General features: G+C 42.1%; 19 protein-coding genes and 1 other annotated feature. Of the genes, 9 read left to right on the forward strand and 10 right to left on the reverse strand.

All coding sequences use genetic code 11. The annotated features are described in order from the left end of the window. Positions 1–53: 53 nt before the first annotated feature. From thiI to JOD17_RS04550, 3 genes are all read right to left on the reverse strand, one after another. The gene (gene thiI, locus JOD17_RS04540; RefSeq protein WP_204695884.1) at positions 54–1,256 is read right to left on the reverse strand and encodes a tRNA uracil 4-sulfurtransferase ThiI; all 1,203 of its coding nucleotides are present in this window, start codon (positions 1,254–1,256) and stop codon (positions 54–56) included. Further along, positions 1,253–2,404, reverse strand: a complete 1,152-nt coding sequence (locus JOD17_RS04545; protein ID WP_204695885.1) for a cysteine desulfurase family protein — start codon at positions 2,402–2,404, stop codon at positions 1,253–1,255. The genes thiI and JOD17_RS04545 overlap by 4 nt, the downstream gene beginning before the upstream one ends. 99 nt (positions 2,405–2,503) lie before the next feature. Further along, positions 2,504–4,234 carry a septation ring formation regulator EzrA gene (locus tag JOD17_RS04550; RefSeq protein WP_204695886.1) on the reverse strand — a complete coding sequence of 577 codons (1,731 nt, stop codon included), beginning with the start codon at positions 4,232–4,234 and terminating at the stop codon, positions 2,504–2,506. Positions 4,235–4,445: 211 nt separating this feature from the next. On the opposite strand from JOD17_RS04550, the gene hisJ reads away from it, so the two are divergent. Next, positions 4,446–5,258: a histidinol-phosphatase HisJ gene (gene hisJ / locus JOD17_RS04555; RefSeq protein ID WP_204695887.1), complete on the forward strand. Its 813-nt coding sequence runs from the start codon at positions 4,446–4,448 to the stop codon at positions 5,256–5,258. Here hisJ and refZ read toward each other — a convergent pair. Further along, positions 5,255–5,902: a forespore capture DNA-binding protein RefZ gene (refZ, locus tag JOD17_RS04560; protein WP_204695888.1), complete on the reverse strand. Its 648-nt coding sequence runs from the start codon at positions 5,900–5,902 to the stop codon at positions 5,255–5,257. The two genes, hisJ and refZ, sit on opposite strands and share 4 nt — an antisense overlap. 148 nt (positions 5,903–6,050) lie before the next feature. Here refZ and JOD17_RS04565 point away from each other — a divergent pair, with 148 nt between their 5' ends. From JOD17_RS04565 to JOD17_RS04580, 4 genes are all read left to right on the forward strand, one after another. After that, the gene (locus tag JOD17_RS04565; protein WP_204695889.1) at positions 6,051–6,536 is read left to right on the forward strand and encodes a GAF domain-containing protein; all 486 of its coding nucleotides are present in this window, start codon (positions 6,051–6,053) and stop codon (positions 6,534–6,536) included. Between the two features lie 281 nt (positions 6,537–6,817). Further along, on the forward strand, positions 6,818–7,468 hold the full coding sequence (locus JOD17_RS04570; RefSeq protein ID WP_204695890.1) for a TetR/AcrR family transcriptional regulator: 651 nt from the start codon (positions 6,818–6,820) through the stop codon (positions 7,466–7,468). Continuing rightward, the gene (locus JOD17_RS04575) at positions 7,465–8,370 is read left to right on the forward strand and encodes an ABC transporter ATP-binding protein (RefSeq protein ID WP_204695891.1); all 906 of its coding nucleotides are present in this window, start codon (positions 7,465–7,467) and stop codon (positions 8,368–8,370) included. Before JOD17_RS04570 ends, JOD17_RS04575 begins: the two co-directional genes overlap by 4 nt. A gap of 25 nt (positions 8,371–8,395) precedes the next feature. Continuing rightward, a complete protein-coding gene (locus JOD17_RS04580) occupies positions 8,396–9,952 on the forward strand; it encodes an ABC transporter permease (protein WP_239575218.1) in 1,557 nt (518 codons plus the stop codon). Between the two features lie 158 nt (positions 9,953–10,110). Here the strand turns inward: JOD17_RS04580 and JOD17_RS04585 are convergent, their stop codons facing one another. The 3 genes from JOD17_RS04585 to deoC form a co-directional block, all read right to left on the reverse strand. Continuing rightward, positions 10,111–11,520 carry an FAD-dependent oxidoreductase gene (locus JOD17_RS04585; protein WP_204695893.1) on the reverse strand — a complete coding sequence of 470 codons (1,410 nt, stop codon included), beginning with the start codon at positions 11,518–11,520 and terminating at the stop codon, positions 10,111–10,113. Positions 11,521–11,705: 185 nt separating this feature from the next. Beyond that, positions 11,706–12,488 carry a PRC-barrel domain-containing protein gene (locus tag JOD17_RS04590; protein ID WP_204695894.1) on the reverse strand — a complete coding sequence of 261 codons (783 nt, stop codon included), beginning with the start codon at positions 12,486–12,488 and terminating at the stop codon, positions 11,706–11,708. Between the two features lie 136 nt (positions 12,489–12,624). Continuing rightward, a complete protein-coding gene (gene deoC / locus JOD17_RS04595; protein ID WP_204695895.1) occupies positions 12,625–13,299 on the reverse strand; it encodes a deoxyribose-phosphate aldolase in 675 nt (224 codons plus the stop codon). A gap of 295 nt (positions 13,300–13,594) precedes the next feature. Here deoC and rpsD point away from each other — a divergent pair, with 295 nt between their 5' ends. After that, positions 13,595–14,197, forward strand: a complete 603-nt coding sequence (rpsD, locus tag JOD17_RS04600) for a 30S ribosomal protein S4 (protein WP_204695896.1) — start codon at positions 13,595–13,597, stop codon at positions 14,195–14,197. A gap of 203 nt (positions 14,198–14,400) precedes the next feature. Further along, positions 14,401–15,381, forward strand: coding sequence for an aldo/keto reductase (locus JOD17_RS04605; RefSeq protein WP_204695897.1), 981 nt, complete (start codon positions 14,401–14,403; stop codon positions 15,379–15,381). Between the two features lie 227 nt (positions 15,382–15,608). Here JOD17_RS04605 and JOD17_RS04610 read toward each other — a convergent pair whose 3' ends face one another. Together JOD17_RS04610 and tyrS are read right to left on the reverse strand one after the other, a co-directional pair. After that, a complete protein-coding gene (locus JOD17_RS04610) occupies positions 15,609–16,250 on the reverse strand; it encodes a carboxymuconolactone decarboxylase family protein (RefSeq protein ID WP_204695898.1) in 642 nt (213 codons plus the stop codon). Between the two features lie 114 nt (positions 16,251–16,364). After that, complete coding sequence (tyrS, locus tag JOD17_RS04615; RefSeq protein ID WP_204695899.1) at positions 16,365–17,606, reverse strand: tyrosine--tRNA ligase; 1,242 nt, start codon at positions 17,604–17,606, stop codon at positions 16,365–16,367. Between the two features lie 49 nt (positions 17,607–17,655). After that, positions 17,656–17,860, reverse strand: a binding site (T-box leader). 191 nt (positions 17,861–18,051) lie between these two features. Here tyrS and JOD17_RS04620 point away from each other — a divergent pair. Beyond that, positions 18,052–20,889, forward strand: a complete 2,838-nt coding sequence (locus JOD17_RS04620) for a transglycosylase domain-containing protein (RefSeq protein WP_204695900.1) — start codon at positions 18,052–18,054, stop codon at positions 20,887–20,889. Positions 20,890–20,935: 46 nt separating this feature from the next. Here JOD17_RS04620 and acsA read toward each other — a convergent pair whose 3' ends face one another. After that, positions 20,936–22,657, reverse strand: coding sequence for an acetate--CoA ligase (gene acsA / locus JOD17_RS04625; RefSeq protein WP_204695901.1), 1,722 nt, complete (start codon positions 22,655–22,657; stop codon positions 20,936–20,938). 223 nt (positions 22,658–22,880) lie between these two features. On the opposite strand from acsA, the gene JOD17_RS04630 reads away from it, so the two are divergent. Further along, positions 22,881–23,513 carry a GNAT family N-acetyltransferase gene (locus JOD17_RS04630; RefSeq protein ID WP_204695902.1) on the forward strand — a complete coding sequence of 211 codons (633 nt, stop codon included), beginning with the start codon at positions 22,881–22,883 and terminating at the stop codon, positions 23,511–23,513. Positions 23,514–23,527 lie beyond the last annotated feature (14 nt).

The following is a 23,527-nucleotide window of genomic DNA, read 5'->3' on the forward strand; positions in this document are numbered from 1 at the left end:
CTCCTCAATGTAAGGTGCTTGGCAACCAAAAAGGTCGCCAAGCTACTCACCCTTTATAACAAATCATCAAACTCATCCGTGCTGTCTTGATGTTTAATGAGCATCGTTTCTTTTCCTGCAAGCGATTGACTTACTAAATCTTCAATATCAAGGTTCGTCTCAAACATTTTTGCTTTTTCAAGCTTCGGCTTTGTTTTCGATTCTTGAGGTAAGAAAATTGTACAACAATCTTCATACGGCAAAATCGACGTTTCATACGTGCCGATTTCCATCGCGATGTCCATCACTTCGGTTTTGTCCATTGTAACGAGTGGACGCAACACCGGAAGCGAGCTTGCTTCTTCAATGGCGTGGATGCTTTCTAGTGTTTGTGATGCGACTTGACCGAGGCTCTCGCCATTTACGAGCGCGAGTGCTCGCTGTTCATGAGCGACTTGTTCTGAGATTCTCATCATCATCCGTCTCGTAATTGTCATCGCATAATAAGATGGAATTTTTTGATGGATATCTTGTTGCACCTTTGTAAAGGGAATAAGGTGCAACCGAACGGCACCACCGTAAGCAGCCATCTGTTTTGCAAGATCTATCACTTTTTGTTTCGCTCGCTCATTCGTATACGGAGGACTATGAAAGTGAACGGCTTCTACAACCGCACCGCGCTTCATTGCTAGGTACCCTGCAACTGGACTATCAATACCACCAGACAATAGAAGCATCGTTTTACCTGAACTTCCGACAGGAAGGCCTCCTCGTCCCATCACACGACCTGCACTCAAGTACGTACCGTGCTCGCGCACCTCAACGTGCAATTCAACATCCGGGTTGTGAACATCGACCGTTAGATGTTCTGTGTTTCTTAAGACATACGAACCGATTTCGTAGTTCATTTCTTGTGAGTTTAATGGCGTTTGTTTATAGGAACGCCTTGCCGTCACTTTAAATGTTTTTGCGGTCAAGTCTTCGTTCATCATATAAAGCGCTGCTGTTTGAATATCTTCAAGTTCTCTCGTCGTTTTTACTGCTTTTGATAACGAGACGATCCCGAATATATTTTGAAGACGCGCCATGATCTGGTCAGCATCGTCTTCATCGCCCACTTCAACGATCAAACGGCCGAAAATTCGCTTTGCACGTGCAGAACCAATTTCCCGTAATGCTTGATTTATGTTCCCTTTTAAAATTTGTTCAAACTCATTACGATTTTTGCCCTTAAGGGCAATTTCACCGTAACGAACGAGTATATGATCGACTTTCACAACTTCACTTCCTTTATCGTTCGAACTTCAGCTACAATTTCATCAAGAGCTTCTAGAAAGGTCACGATTTCACTTTTCGTCGTTTCATACGAGAGGCTCATGCGTAGTGCCGTAGAGGCCCTTGTTAGATCTTTAAACTGCTCATATAGTACAGCACTTGCACTCTTTTGCTTTGATGAGCATGCCGACTTTGAAGAAACATAGATGATTTGTTTGCTTAATGCTTGAATGAGTACTTCTGGTTTTATTCCATCAATTGATACGTTTACAATATGAGGTGCACTCCGCTCGTTTGGCGTGTTCAAATGCATACCCATACGTTGTCGCAATTGCTCCATTAAGAATGTTTTTAGTACTTGTACATGTTGAAGCTGTTCGTCACGTTTCATTAAAGACAAGCGAATCGCCTTCGTTAATGCCGCAATCGCAGGAACGTTTTCGGTTCCAGAACGTACACCAAATTCTTGACCGCCACCGTGAATAAGAGGAACGAGCGTAACAGTATCTCTCACAAATAAAAAGCCGCTTCCTTTCACACTGTGAATCTTATGACCAGATATCGTACATAAATCGATTCCGGCTGTGTGAAAATTAAGAGGGACTTTTAAGAAACCTTGCACATGATCAACATGAAAACGTATCTTTTCAATGTCTTTTAGCTTTTGTCCAATCGCTTCAATTGGTTGAACAGCTCCAGTTTCATGATTCACATGCATGATGGATACGAGTATCGTTTCTTCTCTGATTGCATCCATAACAGATTGAACGGATACAAGACCTTCACAATTAACCGGCAAGTACGTAACTGTAAAGCCTAGCGTTTCTAAGTATTGAAACGTTTCCAATACCGAAGGATGTTCAATTGCAGTTGTAATCAAGTGCTTTCCACGATCTTGCCTTGTAAAAGCTGCCCCTTTAATCGCGAGGTTGTTCCCTTCTGATCCTCCAGAAGTAAACACGATCTCTTGAGGGGAAATTGATAACTGCTTTGCGATCGATCGCCTTGCTTCTCTAATTAGTTGCTCGCTCTTTGACCCCTGATTGTGCAATGAAGAAGGGTTACCAAAATAGTCGATGCTTGCTTTCGTAAATGTATTCATAACCTCAGCGTACGGTTTCGTCGTTGAGCTATTATCTAAATATATCATTGTGAAGCCACCTCACAAATGTCGCTTTCTATCCAGCAGAACATTATAGCACACTTTTTAGTCAAAGATAAGCGCGGGACGAATGGCCCCGCGCTACGTTTATACGTTTTGATATTGTTTCGTTTCTTCTTTGTCTGTTTCTTCATCCCATGCTGATTCTAATTGGCTTAGTGCAACTGGAACGTGGCGATTTAAAACGTCTGTTAATCGTTCAATAGCCTCTTCATAGAACCCATTTCTAAACTCCCATTCACCGGAATGCAGTTCGTCTAGAAGCTCTGGGTATTGATTGCGGTACCGGTTTCCAAATTGCAACAAGCGCTCTGCCCACGCAGCCGATTGAATGGTTGTTTGCACCGTCATAACCGCTTTTCCTACTTGATGTTGGCCAAGCTCTAAAGCGTCCTTTACAGCCTTCATTTCAAGTGGAGTCATCTCAAGCAAAGCAGTTGCCTTCTCTAATTCTCTCTTCGCTTGATCAAGTTCTGATACGAGCGCCTCAGGTACGGCTGGTAAGTGGCTTTTTTGTATCTTCATTTGCACTTCCATAATTTTCTTCCGAAGAAGGGCAAGCTCTTCATAAGCTTTCAATTCATCGCTTCGTAACTCTTCCAATCGAACCATTGATTCTTTCAAATCGTTTTCAATCGTTACAATTCTCTCTTCATGACGAGAAAGTGTTGCTTTTAAGTCAATGAACGACTGTTTACGATGTTCGTGAAGATCTTGAAATACTCGTTGCTCTTTTTCAGTATCTTGTAGTTCTTTAAGAACTTGCTCGTACACATTGTGTTCCCGTTCGGGCAAATGATAGCTTTCTTTCACTCTACTTTGTTCTTGCTCTAACTGCACGATGCCCTCATTCACTTGAATGAATCGCTTACGAAGCTCTTGTACTTGCTTTTCAACTACGCTTCTAGCATCTACTTCTTGCTCTAGTGTATCGTACATTTCTTCAATCTGTTGTTTAATAACTTTAATCTTCTCTTCGGCATAATCAACGTGCAACTTCTCCGTTTCATCTTTGATGTTCGGTAGAAGTTCACGTAATTCTGTTACGTCTTCTTTGAGTGTGAAATGGCTTAAATCAAAACCGTTCTCTTCCATCTCATCCATTCCAGCAACGATCTGATTCAATTCACTAGGAATGTTGACATTAATCTCGACTAATTGACCAGGAATGGTTTCTAACCACGTATTCACTTGTTCAATCTGTTCTGTTATCGCAATAAGACGTTTGCGGGCACTCATATAGTTCCCTGCCTTCGTATCTTCGAAATACGCTTCAAGCTCTTCTTTGCACTGCTCAACGTGCTCTTGAATCGTAGCGCCTGCATCACCTAAGGCGCGGCTTTGTCTTGATAGTAACGCTCTCGTATCTTTAAGGCGATCAGATACATCATCAATTTCATTGCGATTTTGTTGCTCACTACTTACGAGCTCATCGACTTCACTTCGAATTAAAGCGATCTCGCTTTCAACATGGTCGAGATTCTCTGATGCGCGGTCAATCGCTTCATTGGCTTTTTTGAATTGATATTTGTTAGCCGCTTCTTCAATGTCAAAAAGCTGAAGCTCTATTTCTTGAAAACGATCTTCAACGATCGTATCCCAAGCGCTTCGCCAGCGCTCAAAGTTCTGCTCGGTTTCTCCAGAAATCGTTAGTCCTTTCACACGACTAATCTCATCTGCAATAGGCTCATTCATAACTGCATTCTTCCGCTTATCAAGCGCATCAACACGTTGATAGATTTTCCGTCTAAACCAAGCGCCATAGGCAATTCCAGCAACTAAAAGGAGTCCGATGGCGATGACTATAATCGTAAACATTTCGCTCACCCCAATATGTTCATACAACTGATCGTTGTGTGATGTTAAATCGTACTTTATTCCGTTTTATGTAATTATAAAAACCATATTTATCATTATCGTTAGTGAGAATCGTAGAAATCTTTTATGGTAATCTTTGTGTCTATTTACTATATTAACATGTAAGCCTCATAAATAGGAAAACAAAAGCCGAATAGGAGGAATTTTTCATATGTATGATGGACATGTTCATACACCTTACTGTCCCCATGGCAGTTCAGCTTCTTTCATAGACTATGTTGACGCGTTGAGACGTCAAGGGTTTCAAGGGGCTACTTTCTGTGAACACGCTCCTTTGCCGCACGCATTTGTCGACCCGACGCCAGAACAAGATAGTGGGATGTCACTTGCACAACTTCCTCATTACTTAGAGGACTTGCAACAGATCAAGAAAGAATATGAACATCATTTCACGATTAATATCGGATTAGAAGTCGATTTTATTGAAGGGTATGAAGAAGAAACGAAGGAATTGTTGGATGAATACGGGCCTAAGCTTGATGACGCAATTCTATCGGTCCATTTTGTAAAAACGAAAGACCACTACCACTGTATTGATTTTAGTGAACAAGCTTTTCAACTTTTCTATGAACAAGCAGGGTCGGTCGAACGGGGCGTTCGTCGTTATTATGAAACTGTCACGCACTCTATTCATGCAAATCTAGGTCGTTATAAACCGACCCGAATTGGCCATCCGAGTCTTGTCAGAAAGTTCCAGCGAGATTTCGCCCTTCCAAATGACGAAGCTTGGCTTTTACAAGTGTTACACCAAATCAAAGCATACAATTACGCAATTGATACCAATGGGGCAGGCACAATCAAACCAAAATGCTTAGAGCCTTATCCTCCGACGTTTATTCTGAATGAAGCAACGAAACAGAGGATTCCACTCGTTTATGGCTCTGATGCCCACCATCCAACTGGCATTGCCCAAGGTTACGACACGTTACGTACTTTTCCACTAAGCTCACCATCGCTGTATTAAATCATCATCGGTAGAGGTAAATTCTTCGTTTGATGATCTGTGCACAATTGAAGTTCAATGAACTGCTTCACGTGTTTCATGTAGTGCATAACAAAGGTGTCATCATTGGGTTCTAAATGAAAAACTTCACGAATGTATTGTGCATGAAGAAATGGCATCGTAATCATGCCACGCAAATGTAGTATGGCCCATTCTTTACGCATTTGTGTAAAAACACCTTGCTTTCTACCTTGTTCATAGACCAGTGAAAAATAATGTTTTTCTTTCATGAAATAACTTGCCATCACTTCGCGAACGAGCATTGAATCGAGTGTCATCTCGCGTAAAACGAGCCTTGCTTTGCGGTGGTGGGTTCGTTGGTATTCCATTGCCGATTCGATCATGGCGAGCAATCGATCAAAGCTTGATGTCTCACGTCGGATTCCGTCTTCAATGGCTTCTAGATAGCCAATTAAATAGTCATTTAAGATTGTTTCTAACAAACCTTTTTTTCCGCCGAAGTAATAGGAGATTAATGCGACATTGACCTTCGCCTCGTCTGCAACCGCTCGTACAGACGTTCCGTTGTATCCTCGTGTCATAAAGAGGTCCACTGCGGCTGTCATCACCGCTTCTTTTGTTTTCGTGCTTGCAGCATTCGTCAATTCAAACACTCCTCTCAATAGATGACCGTATCGTTAATCATTCTTTTTGAAAGGCATACTTCCTGCAAAAGCTTTACGACTATATGTCCGCTCGTTCTACATGTTATAATTTCATTAGACAAGAAAGAAATGGAGAGGGGTACTTTTTATGTTTGAACCTGTCACTTATGATGGAAGTTTGCAAAAAAAATACGAAATGCTTTATAAGCAATTGGATGCTTTACTTGAAGATGAGACGGACAATATCGCCAATATGTCAAACGCATCAGCATTATTAAATCAATTCCTAGATCGCACGAATTGGGTCGGGTTCTATTTAATGAAAGACAGCGAACTTGTATTAGGTCCTTTCCAAGGCTTGCCTGCTTGCGTACGCATTGCTGTCGGTAAAGGGGTTTGCGGAACAGCTGCAGAAACGAAAGAAACGCAAGTCATCCAAGATGTCCATCAATTCCCTGGTCATATTGCCTGTGACGCTGCTTCACAATCGGAAGTTGTCGTGCCAATCATCGTAAATGATGAGGTAATCGGAGTCCTCGACATTGATTCTCCAGAAAAATCACGCTTTACTGAAGAAGAAGGCACACTACTCACACGCTTTGTGGAACGTTTACTCCCACACATTACTCATTAATATCACTCTTATTTCTAATTGTGGTCATTGTGGCTCGCTTGTCGAAGCCACAATGACCACTTTTTTGTATGATTCTGATTATATAATTTAAGCCCATATATCGACTAGTGGAATATTCCCAAAAATCTATTTATCTGCTGAAAAAGTAACCTTAGTGATGCTTTTCCATCTACGAATAACTTCTTATAAACATTAATTACTCCAAAAAGAAACCTTCAAAAAAATCAGTAGACCATCCTGGTCGATCATGATACAATTCAATCGACCAGGGTGGTCTACGCATGAAAGGAAGATTAAAAATGAATGAATCATTTCTGTCAATCGCACAGGAAAAACAAGATCGCATTCGGAATGAAGCAATGTTCGAATTCGGTGAAAATGGATATGAGAAAGCTTCTACAAATCAAATTGTGAAACGAGCAGGCATCGGCAAAGGGATGTTGTTTCATTATTTCAATAGTAAGTACGATCTATATGTGTACTTAATCGATTTTGCGCTAAAAAAGATTCAAGATGATTATCTTAATTTTTCTCGAACAGAGCCTGACTTTATTGAACGCTTAAAAGTGTTCGCTAGTGATAAATGGAGATTTATGCAGAGGCACCCTGAATTAGCAACTTTTATAAGCTCGGTATTTGTTAACGACTCAGACATCATCCCATCAGATTATCAAAAGCAGATCAAACTCCTTATCAATCAAAGGATGGAAAGTCTATTTGCTGAAATTGACCTTTCCTTATTTAGAGAAGACATCGACATTAATCATGCATTAAAGCTAGTTCACTGGACATTTGACGGTTATCAAGCAGACGTTATTAAACGTTTAAAAGGAAAATCGATGGTACATGAATCATGGGAGACCTACTGGGAAGAGTTTGATCACTATTTGATTACACTAAAAACTGTCTTTTATAAGGAGGATGCTCAATGAGTGTTGTGCACGTGGAGCAGTTACAAAAGAGTTTCGGTTCGTTTGTCGCTTTAAAAAGTATCGATTTAACTGTAAATAAAGGTGAAGTATTTGGCTTTATCGGTCCGAATGGTGCTGGAAAGTCAGTAACGATTCGCACTTTGTTAGGAATAATTAGAGCATCGTCCGGTCAAGCCCACATTTTCGGAAAGGATGTTTGGACGGATGCGGTCGACATACATAGAAGGCTTGCATACGTCCCTGGTGACGTTCACTTATGGCCAAACTTAACTGGTGGAGAGGTCATTGATTTGTTCGGGAAATTACGCGGAAGCATAGATCGCTCAAAAAAAGAAGAAATGATTGAACGTTTTTCTTTGGACCCGAAGAAAAAGTGTCGAACTTATTCAAAAGGAAACCGACAAAAGGTAGCTCTCGTGGCAGCGTTCTCGTCGAATGCAGAATTGTATATTTTAGATGAACCAACATCAGGGCTCGACCCACTCATGGAGCAAGTATTTCAACAATGCGTTCAAGAAATAAAAGATCAAGGAAAAAGTGTATTGCTCTCAAGCCACATTTTATCAGAAGTAGAAAAGTTGTGTGATCGTATCGGAATTATACGCGAAGGTGAAATAATTGAGACTGGAACACTTAAAGAGATGCGACACCTTACAAGAATTCAGATGACTGTTCAAGCAGATCAATCTCTTACAATGCTTAAAAATGTGCCAGGTATTCATGACCTTGCTAATACTGATGGACAATGGACATTCCAAGCAGATAATGAAAACCTTGACGAAATTATTCGCTTCCTTGCTCCACTTGGCGTAAAAAAATTGGAAAGTAAACCACCAGCATTGGAAGATTTATTTATGCGACATTATGAAAATCAAACACGGATGGATAATTCCAATGTTTAAAAACACAAAAACTTTAAGTGCTTTTATGTTTAAAAGAGATCGTTTTCTCATTCCGATCTGGGTTATTGGACTTGTTTTTTTCTCATTAATCGTACCGCCAACATTTGATGAGATGTTTACTACGGAACAAGAGCGAGAAGCCATTGCTGAAACGATGAGTAATCCAGCAATGACCGCACTTGTTGGGCAAGGTGATATGGATAATTATACAATTGGTGCAATGACAGCGCATCAAATGCTCTTATTAACAGCAGTTGTTGTCGGACTAATGAGTATCTTGTTAATGAACCGTCATATCCGAACAGATGAAGAAGCAGGGAGAACCGAAATGTTACGGGCTTTGCCTGTCGGTAGGTTGGCAACTATTACAGCTGCATTTATTAATGTATCACTCGTTAATGTACTCATCGCTTTACTCGTTGGATTTGGATTGTACACTCTGAACATTGAAAGCATGGGACTTGAAGGATCTCTTTTATATGGCATGGTACTTGGTGGAACTGGGATTGCGTTTGCAGGTGTCGCTACTGTATGTATGCAATTCTTTGAAAATTCTGGGGGAGCCATTGGAAGCTCAATAGCTATGCTTTTTGCTTTTTATATTCTCCGTGCGATTGGAGATGTGAATTATGAATTGTTATCATCGTTATCGCCCCTTGGTTGGGTAATGCAATCTGAGGTCTTTACCGGCAATCATTGGTGGCCGGTACTCGCACTCATCATTACAGGTGTTTGCTTTATGGTATTAGGTGGTTTGTTATCCGCAAGGCGAGATCTTGGTTCAGGGCTTTTACGAGCAACACCAGGAAAAACAGAGGCATCCAACTATTTATTAAGCCCATTTGGTTTAGCGATACGTCTTCAGCGCACGAGCATCTTTTTCTGGGCTTTAGGGCTCTTCATCCTTGCATTGTCTTATGGATCTGTGTTTGGTGATTTGGAGGCATTCTTTGAAGGAAATGACATGTTGCAACAAATGCTTGTTGGAGACCATGCCCAATCAATCGCAGAACAGTTTTTACCAATGATTTTGATGGTTATCTCCATTTTGGCTACTGTACCACCAATGATGAATGTTCATCGCCTTTATATTGAAGAGAAGAAAAACCGTGTTGAACATCTCCTGTCCCGAGCTGTGTCACGCCCACAAATTCTTTTAAGCTATGTGACAATCGCTACATTAAACGGCTTGATCTTGCTCTCATTGAGTGCGATCGGCATGTGGAGTGCGATATCGATCGTTATGGATGACCCATTGTCACTTTCAACATTGTATCAAGCAACAATGGTGTACTACCCTGCTATGCTATTGATGGTCGGATTATCGACTGTTGTTATTGGTTTAACGCCAAAGCTCAAGATCGTCCTTTGGTTGTATTTGCTGTATGCATTTATCGTTCTTTACTTAGGGAATTTGCTAGATCTGCCCGATTGGATGGGGTACTTAACTCCATTTGGCCATGTACCGAAAATTCCAATTGAAGAAATAAGCGTGTTACCACTTCTTGTCATTAGTGGACTATCCCTTTTACTTTTCATCATTGGGTTTATCGGTTATAGGAAACGAGATATTGAAGGGTGACATTTCCAGCGACTTGTTGAGTAAGTTAAAATTGTATAACAGCGCGAAGTGATCAACATCGGGGCCGTCGTTGATCACTTCTTAGTCTAGCTTTTCCATAACATTTAATCGGTTTATCGACAGTTACTTCCATACAACTTCTCAAGACCTGAAAAAAACTAGGTAGGCAACGCTGTAGAAATGACGTGCTCCCACGTCTCGTCTTTTGTTTTATAACCCGCAAATTCATCAGAACGCTCAGCTAATTTTAGTGCTGTTGTAGCGTTAAACACGGAAGTCAACGGTTCTAACAGACCAATCATCGCTAAGTATCCTTCAATCGGCTTCGTGTTCCCATTTTCTTTCTCTTCAAATGCATAGGAAAGGTAATGCCTCAAGTAATTGTGGGCAAATGTTGGATCGTTCAATTCTCCATCACCTACATAGTGCACGCCAGACCATTGCAAATCAGACAACCCACTCGTCCACCACGCAGGAGCAATAACACGTTGCTGCATTTGCTCAAAAACATGCTTCGTCCAATGAGATGTTTGTACTTTCAAGCATTCATCTAACACTTCAGCTTCCATTGCCGCAACGCTAATCCCTTGCCCGAACAATGGATCAAAATTGCAAAAGGCGTCTCCAAGAGCAAGTAATCCTTCAGGCCATACGTCTGCACACTCATAGTGTTGCCTCACACATTCTTTAATACGATAGCCCCGTGGTGCTGACTCCGGCACGAAGGATTCGGAAATTTCAGCAATCTTTGAGCTTTGAAGCTCGTTAATTTCATTTTCGAATGCCTCTTCGTCCGTAGATGGATAACGCGCACCTCCTGCAAAATAAAGAATAATCCCTGCACGGCCGTTTTCTTGATGAGACAAAAGCCCAGAACCGACTTGTTCCCCTGAATTTCCGTGGCTAATAATATCGGAATAAGTCGGTGAATCACCTTTACGAGGATAAGAATAATATCGTGTTGTATAACCGATATTGGTCATTAGTTTCTCAGGAGTCGGGGGTGATAGATTCAAATCACTTAGCCATTGAGGAAGTTTTGTTGAAATCCCTGATACATCAATAACAAGATCCCCGGTAATGTGTAATTCTTTTCTCGTTAGCCGATCTTCCCCTCGAACTCCGGTAATGGTCTGATGACCGTTTGTTGTCGTTAATCCAATAACATTTACTTGTTCCATCCACGTCACGTTACGATGCTTTTTGACGCGTCGTCGCAAGGTCGATTCTAGTAAAGCACGACTCGCACCTGCATCTTCCATCGCAGCAGGAATTTCCATTGAACCGAAAGGATTATCAATGTAGCCTGGAAAACTTGAAGAATGAAATGCACCTTGGTCAATCATTTCTTGAATAAAGCCTGGAAAGTAACGGTTCATCACTTCAATTCCTTTCGGAAGTAAACGATGAATATGAAATGACTGCGGGGTTCCAGGTCGATTCTTCGCCTCTTTTGGAAGTCTGTCACGATCAATAACAATCACTTCCTCATAAACAGGCGCTAAGACGTTGGTGGCAAAAATCCCCGCAATACTACTTCCAATCACGATTGCTGTATTTTTCTTCATAAATGTCCTCCTTCTATGCTAGAAACAAAAGACAGTATATGCGTAGCGGTTTCATCAATATTCTAGAGGAATAGAGCAATTATCGATATAGGTACATCCGGCAATCTAAGTAGGGAGATGCTCAAACCTCTCAACAAAAAGAACCGTCTGCCTTCAAGCGAGACGGTTCCCTACGAGCGATAACTCTATAATCCAGACATGCCTGACATGCCGTAGTATTTATTTATTCCCTTTTTATGCTCATCTGTGAGTTGCTCATGAGTTGGGGCATCTTTAAGCTTCTCCAAATCAATATCAACGTGTGCACGTTCTGTGACTGGATCAAGTTCTTTAAACTTCTGGACTGGAATGAGGTGATGGGTTTTCTTCAGTGCCGTACCTGTGTTTACTTCAATAAATTCAACTTGCCACGTTCTACTATCGAACACAATATCATCAATTTTGCCGATCTTCTCCCCACGGGAATAGACCGAATAAGACGTTAAATCTTTAGAGCTTTGTAAATGATAATTCACGTCTTCCGTCGGTTCTTCTGAGATTTGAGCTTCTTCGCTCTCAATTACAGCCTCGACTGCAACCGGGGATAGCGGACCTACAGTCGGATAAGGGTGTGTGCCATTTTGCGCCATTCCACCTGGAGCCGTCCAATAATAAGGTAGCCCGTAATGACTTAAAATCCTCTCTTCATGCGTCCTAGAAATCGGTTCTTTCTCATCAGGCTTAGGGCTGTCTTTAATCTCTTCTTTTGTCGCCGAAAGGTGGAGGAGCTGAGCGTCTATGTCCATTCGCTCCACACTGTCAGGACTTAGTATTACTTTGCCTCCGAAAAACCAAGGCCTTGTATCTGCAATGATATAACGTACTTTCCAATTTCCAACGCTGTCAAAATAAACATCATTTACCGTTCCAAATTCATCGTCAGTCGTTGATAAAGCAAACTGTGTGAACGCATCGACTCGGAAATTCAAAATAAAAACCTCCTAGTATACTTACATAGTAGTCAATACCTCTTTTGGTTGTCCTTTAAACCAATGAACAAACTGACTCATGATCTCACTCTCACAAAAAAAGGCTCCACTAACTTCGTTAGCAGAGCCTGTGTAATTAATAAGTTGATTGTGATTGTCCACCTGAAACAATTGCAATTCCTGAGCTTGTTCCAATGCGATCTGTTCCTGCATCGATGTATTCTTTCGCATCGTTTGCGTTCTTTACTCCGCCTGACGCTTTTACTTTTGCATTGCTGCCGACTGTTTCTTTCATTAAACGAACATCAGAAAGCGTCGCTCCACCTGTATGGAATCCAGTAGATGTTTTCACAAAGTCTGCTCCAGCTGCAACGGCACGCTCACAAGCCACTACCTTTTCTTCATCCGTAAGTTGACTCGTTTCAATGATAACTTTTACGACTGCACGTTTGTTACTCGCCTTAACGACAGATGCAATATCTTCTTCCACTTCATCAACGAGGCCAGACTTCAACGCACCAACGTTAATGACCATATCAACATCGGATGCTCCGTGTTGGATTGCTTGCTCGGTTTCAAATGCTTTCACTTCTTTTGTTGTCGTGCCGTGAGGGAACCCGATTACTGTCGTCACGCCAACCTCTGTGCCTTCAAGCGCTTTTACTGCCGTCTTCACCCAGTACGGATGAACGCATACCGTTTTAAAGTGGTAATCTTTCGCTTCCTGACATAATGCTACGATGGCCTCTTTCGTTACTTCTGGCTTTAATAGCGTATGATCAATATAAGATGCTAGCTCATTAGCATTCATTCAGGTCACACCTTCCTTAACAGTTTCCTACCTACTATATCATGTTTTCCATCGTAAACGAGAGGTTGACTTTTCATCCTGATCTTTATACAATGGTAGTTGTGTTAAAAGGCAGCCTAGGTGAACTTATACGTGCTCATTTTGTTCCTCAACCGTATTTCTATACACGAAGAGGTGCATCACTAACTCCTCGCTGTCGGAGCGAAGATGTGTGAAAGCAAAATGTCCGAATAAGAGATTGCCACTGTCCGTCTTTTTCACGCAAATTTATCGTGATGAAGGAGGAGCTATTACTATGGCTCGTTATACAGGTCCAGCTTGGAAAAAGTCACGCCGTCTTGGAATCTCTCTTAGCGGTACTGGCAAAGAATTAGAAAAGCGCCCATATGTTCCAGGTGAACATGGTCCAACTCAAAGAAAGAAACTTACTGAATACGGTGTTCAGCTTCAAGAGAAGCAAAAACTTCGTTTCATGTACGGTTTGAATGAGCGTCAATTCAAACGCACATTCGATAAAGCAGGTAAAATCGACGGAGTACACGGTGAGAACTTCATGATTCTTCTTGAATCTCGTCTTGACAACCTCGTTTACCGCGCTGGTCTTGCTCGCACTCGTCGTGGAGCTCGCCAACTCGTTAACCACGGACACATCACTGTTGATGGTAAGCGTGTAGATATTCCTTCTTACACACTTAAGCCAGGACAAGTATTCGGTGTTCGCGAAAAGTCTCAAAACCTCACTTCAATCAGTGAAGCACGTGAAGCGATTGCTTTCACACCAGAATACGTAAACGTAGATGGTGAAAAGCTTGAAACAACATTCACTCGCCTTCCTGAGCGCTCTGAGCTTTCTTCTGAAATCACAGAAGCGTTAATCGTTGAGTGGTACTCTCGTTAATCTTCCTAGATTGCAGAGTTATGTTAAAAGCCCCTTTAAGATGTTGGTTGATCAACGTCTTAAGGGGCTTTTTTTATATTTATCTATTTCGTTATGCTAAACAGCAAATTGTTGTGAGGCTCTTACATCTTAATCAATGTTTAAACTGTACTCATTCAGGTTATGAATGAAGGATATCTGTTTTTGAGGGAGGAATCTTAGCAATGAGCTTAACGATAAAAGAAAAAATTGGATTTGGTACAGCACCACTCGGAAACATGTTTCGTGATATACCAGAGAAAGAATGGATGGAAACGATTCAATCCGTCTGGGATCATGGCATTCGTTACTTCGATACTGCCCCACTTTACGGTGCTGGGTTGTCTGAAATTCGTTTAGGTGAAGTGTTATCTAATTATAATCGTGATGACTATGTATTAAGCACAAAAGTCGGTCGTCTAATCTCCGACGAAAAAGCAGAAAATGGTAAAGGGTTATTCGAACATGGTCGTAAAAATAATGTGATTGATGACTACACAAAAGATGGAACGTTACGTTCCATTGAACAAAGTCTAGAGCGTTTAAAAACCGATCGCCTTGATATTGTTTACGTTCATGACATTTCACCAGATTTTCATGGTGATGAGTGGATTACGAAATTTGATGAAGCGAGAAACGGTGCATTCCGTGTACTCACTCAGCTCCGTGATGAAGGGGTCATTGGCTCATGGGGACTTGGTGTAAACACAACGGCGCCAATTGAACTGGCAATGGAGCTCGAAGATTCCCATCCTGATTTAAGCTTATCCGCTACACAATATACATTGATGCAGCACGAACGAGCGTTAGAAAGAATGATGCCGACTGCTCAAAAGAAAGGTATGGGACTTGTGATTGGTGGTCCTTACAATTCTGGTGCCTTGCTAGGTGGAGAACACTTTGATTATGTAGAAGCAACACCAGAAATTAAAAAACACGTTCAACAACTAAACGAGGTCGCACAACGTTTTAACGTGAGCTTAAAAGCTGCAGCGCTTCAATTCTCAACCGCTCACCCAGCCGTTGAAGCCGTCATACCAGGTTCAACTCGACCAGAACGAATAAAAGAAGATTTGGATGCAATGAAAGAATCAATTCCTACACAATTTTGGGACGAGCTCCTTGAGCGTAAGTTGCTTTCACCAAATGCACCATTACCGAAGTAAGCGAACGTTTCAATCCGATGATTATACAGAAGAAGCGCATACGAAAGGGTTCATATGCGTTTCTTCTGTATGTGACACTAGGATATTTACACGTAACCCATATTCTCTTTAAACATGAAAGAAGGGTAACGTCTCCGTTACCCTTCTTTCATATGTGTGTTTGACTTGCTGTACTAATCAGTTACTCTAACACGTTTACGAAACTTACTCAAGGTTAATGCGGATTTTTATGAATCGTACGCATTTAAAGCGTTAACTCCGTGAGCGAGTGCAGAACCTGCTTTTAGTGCCGTTGCAACCATTACTGCTTCTGCTACTTCTTCTTTTGATGCTCCTGCTTTTTTGACACCACCTGTATGCAATTCAATGCAATACGGACATCCCGTCGTGTGCGCGACCGCAATTGCAATTAATTCTTTTTCCTTCTTCGTGAGCGCACCTGGCTTTAACGCTTCTTGGTCAAACTCAATAAAGGTCTTGAATGCGCCAGGACTAAGTTCTTTTAGCTCTGGTAATCGTTTAAAGTAGGAAGATTCATAAAGCGAATCTTCCGTAAAATCATCGTACGCGTTTAAAGCATTCACACTATGTGCAATCGCAGAGCCTGCTTTAAGTGCTGTTGCGACCATCACTGCTTCTGCCATCTCACCTTTCGTTGCTCCTTTTTGCTTCACTTGGTTTACATGCAGCTCAATACAATACGGGCACCCCGTCGTATGGGCAACAGCAACAGCGATGAGTTCCTTTAACTTCCCATCTAATTGACCTTCTCGTAGCGCTTGTTGATCAAACGCCATAAATGCTTCAAATGCAGCCGGAGCAAGTTCTTTAAATTCTCCTAAGCGACTAAAATATGATTTGTTATACATTCGTCTCACTCCTAAATAGTATATTTGTCGATCTATTCTTACAATTTATCATAAAATGCGCACCGGGGACAGTCCCCCGGTACGTTAAAGCGCTGGGGGACTGTCCCTCGTGTTTTATACAGTTAGTTTTGCGAATTTACGTTTTCCGACTTGAACGATCATCTCGTCTTCAACGGTTATTGTCGTTTGAATATCCTCTTGTTTCTCTTCATTAATCTTCACGCCACCGTTTTTGATCATCCGGCGCGCTTCACCTTTAGAAGGCATCATGTTCAATTCAACGAGAAGGTCAATCAGTGAAATCTCACGATCTTTCTCCCATTTCACGACCGGTAAATCTTCTGGGAGCGCGCGCTTTGTAAAGACCGTTTGGAAGTAACGTTGCGCTTCTTCTGCCGCTTCTTTGCCATGGTACATTTCAACAAAGTGTTTCCCAAGGTTTTGCTTTGCATCTCTTGGATGGACTGAACCGTCCGCTAATCCTTTTTCAAGGGCTTCGACTTCTTCTAATGGAATGTCAGTCGCAAGCTTGTAGTATTTAATCATTAATTCATCTGGAATACTCATTGATTTACCAAAAATCTCGTTAGGCTCTTCGTCAATGCCGATGTAGTTATTCAATGACTTCGACATCTTACGTACACCGTCAAGTCCTTCAATTAATGGAAGCGTTAAGGCAACTTGCTTTTCTTTCCCGTATGCGTCTTGGAGCTGGCGCCCCATCATTAAGTTAAACGTCTGATCCGTACCGCCCACTTCAATATCTGTATCCATCGCAACCGAATCATACCCTTGCATTAATGGGTAGAAAAATTCATGAATTGAAATCGGTAAATTGTTTTTGTAACGGTTATTAAAATCTTCACGCTCGAGCATCCTTGCAACCGTTAAGTTCCCCGACAACTGAATAACATCTTCAAAGTTTAGTTTACTTAACCACTCAGAATTGTAGTAAAGTGTCGCTTTGTCCATATCAATAATCTTACCGTATTGCTCTACGTACGTTTGTGCGTTTGTTGCAACTTGTTCGCTCGTTAAAACTTTTCTCGTTTCTGACTTTCCACTTGGATCTCCAATTCGTCCGGTGAAATCCCCGATTAACATTTGTACGTGATGACCGTATTCTTGGAACTGACGTAATTTGTGTAGCACAACCGTGTGACCGATGTGTACGTCAGGTGCTGAAGGGTCCATACCTAATTTAATATTTAGTGGCTTACCTGTAACGACACTTTTAGCAATTTTATCTCGAAATGCCTCTTTTGGGACGATCTCAACGATGCCACGCATCAAATCTTCCACTTGACGGTCGACAAGCTCCGTTTGTTCTGGTGTTAAGCTCCATTGCTCTGACATGTAACTTCCTCCTAATTAAAATTAAACATAAAAAAAACGCCACCCCCAAAAAAGGGACGAACGTGTCGCGGTACCACCCTTGTTGAGAATAGCATCTCTATTCTCCACTCGGCTCTTTAACGCAGAGTTCACGTTCCACTTACGGGAAAGTTCGGGCAATGTAATTCATTTAACGTTCTGGATCGACTCGCAGCAACCGTCGACTTTCTGTACCAATAAGCGCTAAACTACTTCGTTACCGTCATGACTTTTATGTTATAGCGATGCTTCATGTTATATCACGAGGAATTCATCATGTCAACTGTATGCTCAATCGCCTTTATGGAAAACTAACGAGAAATCGGTAAGAGGAAAATGTCTAACATTATCGAATTTGTACTAGAGCTGTTGATTAGTATGTTAAAAAGTATGCTATAATATGCGTGATTTTGTATGGAGGTGAGTGATGAAGTCTCGTATTCAGCAATTGAATAACTGGCTTGATTCTTTACGAGATAAACGGTATATCCAACGTATTAATTTGACAAGTTTAGTTCTATGGAATTTATTTATTATCATAACCGTCACATTACTACTCGGAACAACCTTCGTAGGAGCAGCTGGGGCTGGATATTTTGTTTCTCTCGTTGAAGGAGAACCTGAATATACAGAAGCACAAATGAAAGAAGAAGTGTACAACTATGAAGAAACGAGTGAAGTGTACTTTGCGAATGACGTTTACTTGGGCGAGCTTCCTTCTATATTAGAGCGCCGGGAAGTTGAACTTGAAAACGTTTCAGACTATGTACAAGCAGCACTTATTTCTACAGAAGATGAATACTTCTATGAACATAACGGAATTGTTCCGAAAGCTATCATGCGAGCAACGTTCCAAGAGTTTGTAGACACTGGCATGCAAACTGGAGGAAGTACGCTCACACAACAAATTGTCAAAAATCAAATGCTATCCAGTGAAGTTTCTTTTGATCGAAAGGCAAGAGAAATGATGATCGCCATGCGTCTTGAGAATTATCTTGATAAAGACGACATTTTAGAAGCGTACTTAAATATCGTTCCTTTCGGACGCAATGCAGGGGGGACTCAGATTGCTGGAATTCAAGCAGCTGCCAACGGCATTTTCGACGTTGATGCTTCTGAATTGAATTTACCGCAATCTGCGTTTATTGCAGGAATTCCTCAAAATCCGTTTTCATACACACCTTTTGATGGAAATGGAGATTTAAAAGAAGACCTCACCGCAGGCCTAAGTCGAATGAATACAGTTCTTTATCGAATGGTCGATGCGGGTATGATTACCGTAGAAGAATACGAAGAAGCGAGAGACTATGACATTGTCAGTGATTTCACAGACTCAGCACCTCGCAACAGCTTTGAACGGTATCCGTACATTACGAATGAATTGGAACGACGTGCGATTCCAATCTTGCGTGATTACTTCTTAGACAAAGATGGCGTTGACTTAAGTGAGTACGAATCAGAAGAGCGTGAATCCATTCGCAGTGAGTATTACGCTCGAGCTGAGACCCAACTTCGATTAGGTGGGTATCGCATTCATTCTACGATTAACAAAGACATTTATGATGCAATGGAAGAAGCTGTTGAAAACGGCAATCTATTCGGTCCGAATTCAAATGATGGACTCATCGAGCAAGTCGGTGCCGTTATGCAAGATAATGAAACTGGCGCCATTTTAAGCTTTGTTGGTGGTCGTGACTTTGAAGAAGAATCGTTTAACCTTGCTACGCAAGCGAGGCGCTCTGTCGGTTCAACGGTAAAACCGTTAATGCCTTTCGCTTCGGCTATGGAGCGAGGCATCGTGCAGCCGGGCGTTGTTGTTCCAGACGTACCGACAAATTACCGTGGGGGTGGAACGTTTAGCAACTTTGGCGGTGGCTATGCAGGCATTCCGTCAGTTCGAGATACGATTACAAACTCTAGAAACACCCCTTCTGTGCGAACGCTATGGGAGTTGCCTGAAGAAGAAACGTACGATGAACTTCTGCAACTCGGATACAGACCGCAAGAGGATCATATGCTGCAATCCTATGCACTCGGCTCTTTTACTGCAACGGTAGAACAGAACACGAATGCGCTGTCAACGCTCGCGACTGGCGGAACTCGGAATCATTCTTACATGATTGACCGGATTGAGACTCACACCGGTGAAGTCATTTATGAGCATGAGTCAGAACAAACCGAGGTCTTTTCGCCTCAAACGGCGTACTTAGCCATTGATATGATGCGAGATGTCGTTTCAAGCGGTACAGCATCTAGAATTCCTGGACTTACGAACTTTGGCGGCGATTGGGCTGGTAAAACCGGAACGTCTCAATATACGTACGACTATTGGTTTGTCGGCATGAATCCTAAAGTAAGCTTTGGCGTCTGGCTCGGTTATTCTGAGCATCGATCGCTACAAGGCGATTACGCGCCTCGGAATCAACGCTTATGGGCGACACTAATGAACGCTGCAGTTGAAGCAGATTCTGATGCAGTTCTTACGGATGATCGCTTTTCACAACCAGACGGTATTGTGCGTCAATCAATCTGCGGTATAAGTGGATTGCTTCCGTCACAAGCGTGTTATGATGCAGGTCTCGTCAATACGGACCTCTTTAACAGCGCCCATTTACCATCAGAATATGACGATTCCTTAAGTGGCACTCGATACGTTACAATTAGCGGTCAAAGCTATCTTGCGTATGACGATACGCCGAGTGAATTTACAGATACTGGCTTCTCCGTTAACTCTACATTTTTTAGTGGTGTTGACATTAGTAACTACTTGCCAGAAAGCTTGAGCGGTAACCTCGTTCCAGAACGGGATGCCCCAATCGTAGATGGGAATCCATCTGAAGTAACAGGTGTTAGTTCGAGCGGCGGCACGATTAGCTGGGCCCAACATGGCGCAGGAGATATTGTCGGCTATCGAATCTATACAGCGAGTGGCGAACATGTCGCTAGCGTAAAAGGCAACACAACAACGAGCTACTCAGGGGTTTCATCTGGTCAAAGTTACTATGTAGCTGCTGTAGATACACTAGGACGCCAGTCAGGCGCTTCATCAGTCACGGAAACTGAACCTGATGAGCCTATTGAAGAAGAGGAACCACCAGAGTCTGATCTTCCAGAAGAAGACACTCCTAGTGAAGGCGACAACGGGAACGGTGAGGACACGGAACCACCAGAAGAAACACCTCCTAACGGAGACGACGGTGACGATGAGCCAACTGAACCTGAGCCTGAACCTGAACCAGACGATCCACCTACAACGGATACGTAAAATAAAAAACCGCACCCCGAGGGGTGCGGTTTTTCTCGTGATCATATCAATCGTCATCCATAGTAGACAAGTCACCTGTTGGTAAATCTAATTCCCAAGCTTTCAAGACGCGGCGCATAATCTTACCACTTCTCGTCTTCGGCAATTTGTCACGGAATTCAATTTCTCGAGGCGCTGCATGTGCAGCAAGCCCTTTCTTCACGAACACGCGGATGTCTTCTTTTAACTCATCACTCACTTCATGACCTGAGCGCAACGCAACAAATGCTTTAATAATTTCTCCTCGAACAGGATCAGGCTTTCCGATGACACCTGCCTCAGCGACTGCAGGGTGCTCAACGAGCTTACTCTCAACTTCAAACGGACCCACTCGCTCCCCAGACGTCATAATCACATCATCCACTCGCCCTTGGAACCAGAAATAACCATCTTCATCCATGTACGCTGAATCACCAGATACGTACCATCCATCAATTTCAAAATAGCTTTGATACTTTTCTTCGTTCTTCCAAATCTTGCGCATCATCGATGGCCAACCTTTCTTAATGGCAAGGTTACCCATACGGTTCGGAGGGAGTACATTCCCTTGATCATCAATAATTGCTGCTTCAACACCTGGGAAGGGTTTCCCCATTGATCCAGGCTTAATAGTCATTGCCGGGAAGTTCGTAATCATCATACCGCCAGTCTCTGTCATCCACCACGTATCATGGATGCGTTGACCAAACGCTTCCGCTCCCCAACGAACGACTTCTGCGTTTAACGGTTCACCTACACTAAGAACGTGACGCAAGCTCGAAAGATCATACTGCTTAATTACATCTTCTCCAGCACTCATGAGCATACGAAATGCTGTAGGTGCACTGTACCAAACCGTTACGTTGTATTTCTCAATTGTGCTATACCAATCTTCTGGACTAAAACGTCCTCCACGAACTACGTTTGTAACCCCATTTAACCAAGGTCCAAAAATACCGTAAGATGTCCCTGTCACCCAGCCTGGGTCAGCTGTACACCAGTAAACATCGTCTTCTTTCAAGTCGAGTACCCATTTCGCTGTTTGGTAATGTTGAAGCATCGCACCGTGAACGTGTAATACCCCTTTAGGCATTCCAGTTGATCCTGACGTGTAATGTAAGATTAAGCCGTCTTCTTTATCGACCCACTCAACTTCAGCATCTTCAGAAGCCTCATTCAGCTTCGCTTGGAAATCAATAACTCCGTCCTTCTCATCAACGTCTTTTCCTTGAATGAACACATGCTCTAAAGCTGGAAGTTCAGAGACTGGAACTCGCTCAATCAATTCTGGTGTTGTTACGATTGCTTTCGCTTCACTATTCTCAAGGCGATCACGAACCGCACCTTCCATAAATGCTTCAAACAACGGCCCAATAATTGCACCAATCTTAATTGCACCGAGTGCTGCAAAATACAATTCTGGAGAACGAGACATAAAAATAAATACACGATCTCCCTTTTTAATGCCAGCTTCCTTAAACACATTTGCCGCTCGGTTCGACATCCGCTTCATTTCTTCAAATGTATACGATTCATCGCGATTTGCATCGCTATATAAAAGAGCAATTTTATTCTTCGTTTGCTCATCTTCTGCGTAGCGGTCAATGGCTTCATAGGCCAAGTTCACCTTACCGGTTTGATGGAAAGAAAAATGTTTTTCAACTTCAGTCCAATCGAATTGTTTCACCATTTCGTCATAGCTTTGTAGATTCGGATTGCCACCTTTTGGTGGAAGCGTTTGCATTTCCATGTTTATCTCTCCTTCTTTAATGGTAAATTAGCCATATACACTATTTTGTGTACCACCATTGATTAATTCTCATTATACGCACTATTCTTATATGAATCAATTTATAATGTTGATAATTTGTCAAATTTTTTACAAACAATTGTTAGATTCACCTAAGCGGATTCCGATACTTCTTCTTTCAGTATGTAGTATAATAAAATTAACTACTTGTAAAGGTGATGGCATGATTCATAAAAAGACCTATTATTCTGAAGAGCTTAACGTTAATGACAATCTCGTCTTATTAGAAGGTCCAATATGCGGAGCACACCTTAAGAATTATGATTTCCATCCAGGGTTAGTGGCGTTTCGACAACCTGAAGCACAGAAAGAAGCTCTGGTCGGAATTGCTGATTTACCTGAAGGTCGAATTATCGCCGCAGTACATCGCAATACCGTCGTAGGTTACGTTACATTTGTTTACCCAGACCCACTTGAACGTTGGTCTGAGAGCCCTCTTGACAATTTATTGGAGCTTGGAGCTGTTGAAGTAGCATTCGAGTATCGCGGAGGGAAAGTTGGAAGTAAATTAATTCAACTTGCAATGCAAGATGATGCAATAGAAGACTACATCATTATTACGACTGAGTATTATTGGCATTGGGATTTAAAGAATAGCGGCCTTTCCGTTTGGGATTATCGTAAACTTATGGAGAAAATGATGAACTCCGGTGGGCTTTATTGGATGGCAACCGATGATCCAGAAATCAGCTCTCACCCTGCCAACTGTTTAATGGTTCGTATTGGAAAGCGTGTTCCAATGGAGGACGTACAAGAATTCGATAACATTCGCTTCGTTAACCGTTTTATGTATTAGAACTTATCAGAGGT

Origin of the sequence: Geomicrobium sediminis, from assembly GCF_016908595.1 — a bacterium.
In the GTDB taxonomy this organism is placed as follows: domain Bacteria; phylum Bacillota; class Bacilli; order Bacillales; family Marinococcaceae; genus Geomicrobium_A; species Geomicrobium_A sediminis.

Coding starts and splice junctions, on each gene's coding strand:
- JOD17_RS04545 (WP_204695885.1), bottom strand. CDS start 2,404: ATGATATATTTAGATAATAGCTCAACGACGAAACCGTACGCTGAGGTT.
- JOD17_RS04550 (WP_204695886.1), bottom strand. CDS start 4,234: ATGTTTACGATTATAGTCATCGCCATCGGACTCCTTTTAGTTGCTGGA.
- hisJ (WP_204695887.1), top strand. CDS start 4,446: ATGTATGATGGACATGTTCATACACCTTACTGTCCCCATGGCAGTTCA.
- JOD17_RS04565 (WP_204695889.1), top strand. CDS start 6,051: ATGTTTGAACCTGTCACTTATGATGGAAGTTTGCAAAAAAAATACGAA.
- JOD17_RS04570 (WP_204695890.1), top strand. CDS start 6,818: ATGAAAGGAAGATTAAAAATGAATGAATCATTTCTGTCAATCGCACAG.
- JOD17_RS04575 (WP_204695891.1), top strand. CDS start 7,465: ATGAGTGTTGTGCACGTGGAGCAGTTACAAAAGAGTTTCGGTTCGTTT.
- JOD17_RS04580 (WP_239575218.1), top strand. CDS start 8,396: ATGTTTAAAAGAGATCGTTTTCTCATTCCGATCTGGGTTATTGGACTT.
- JOD17_RS04585 (WP_204695893.1), bottom strand. CDS start 11,520: ATGAAGAAAAATACAGCAATCGTGATTGGAAGTAGTATTGCGGGGATT.
- deoC (WP_204695895.1), bottom strand. CDS start 13,299: ATGAATGCTAATGAGCTAGCATCTTATATTGATCATACGCTATTAAAG.
- rpsD (WP_204695896.1), top strand. CDS start 13,595: ATGGCTCGTTATACAGGTCCAGCTTGGAAAAAGTCACGCCGTCTTGGA.
- JOD17_RS04605 (WP_204695897.1), top strand. CDS start 14,401: ATGAGCTTAACGATAAAAGAAAAAATTGGATTTGGTACAGCACCACTC.
- JOD17_RS04610 (WP_204695898.1), bottom strand. CDS start 16,250: ATGTATAACAAATCATATTTTAGTCGCTTAGGAGAATTTAAAGAACTT.
- tyrS (WP_204695899.1), bottom strand. CDS start 17,606: ATGTCAGAGCAATGGAGCTTAACACCAGAACAAACGGAGCTTGTCGAC.
- JOD17_RS04620 (WP_204695900.1), top strand. CDS start 18,052: ATGAAGTCTCGTATTCAGCAATTGAATAACTGGCTTGATTCTTTACGA.
- acsA (WP_204695901.1), bottom strand. CDS start 22,657: ATGGAAATGCAAACGCTTCCACCAAAAGGTGGCAATCCGAATCTACAA.
- JOD17_RS04630 (WP_204695902.1), top strand. CDS start 22,881: ATGATTCATAAAAAGACCTATTATTCTGAAGAGCTTAACGTTAATGAC.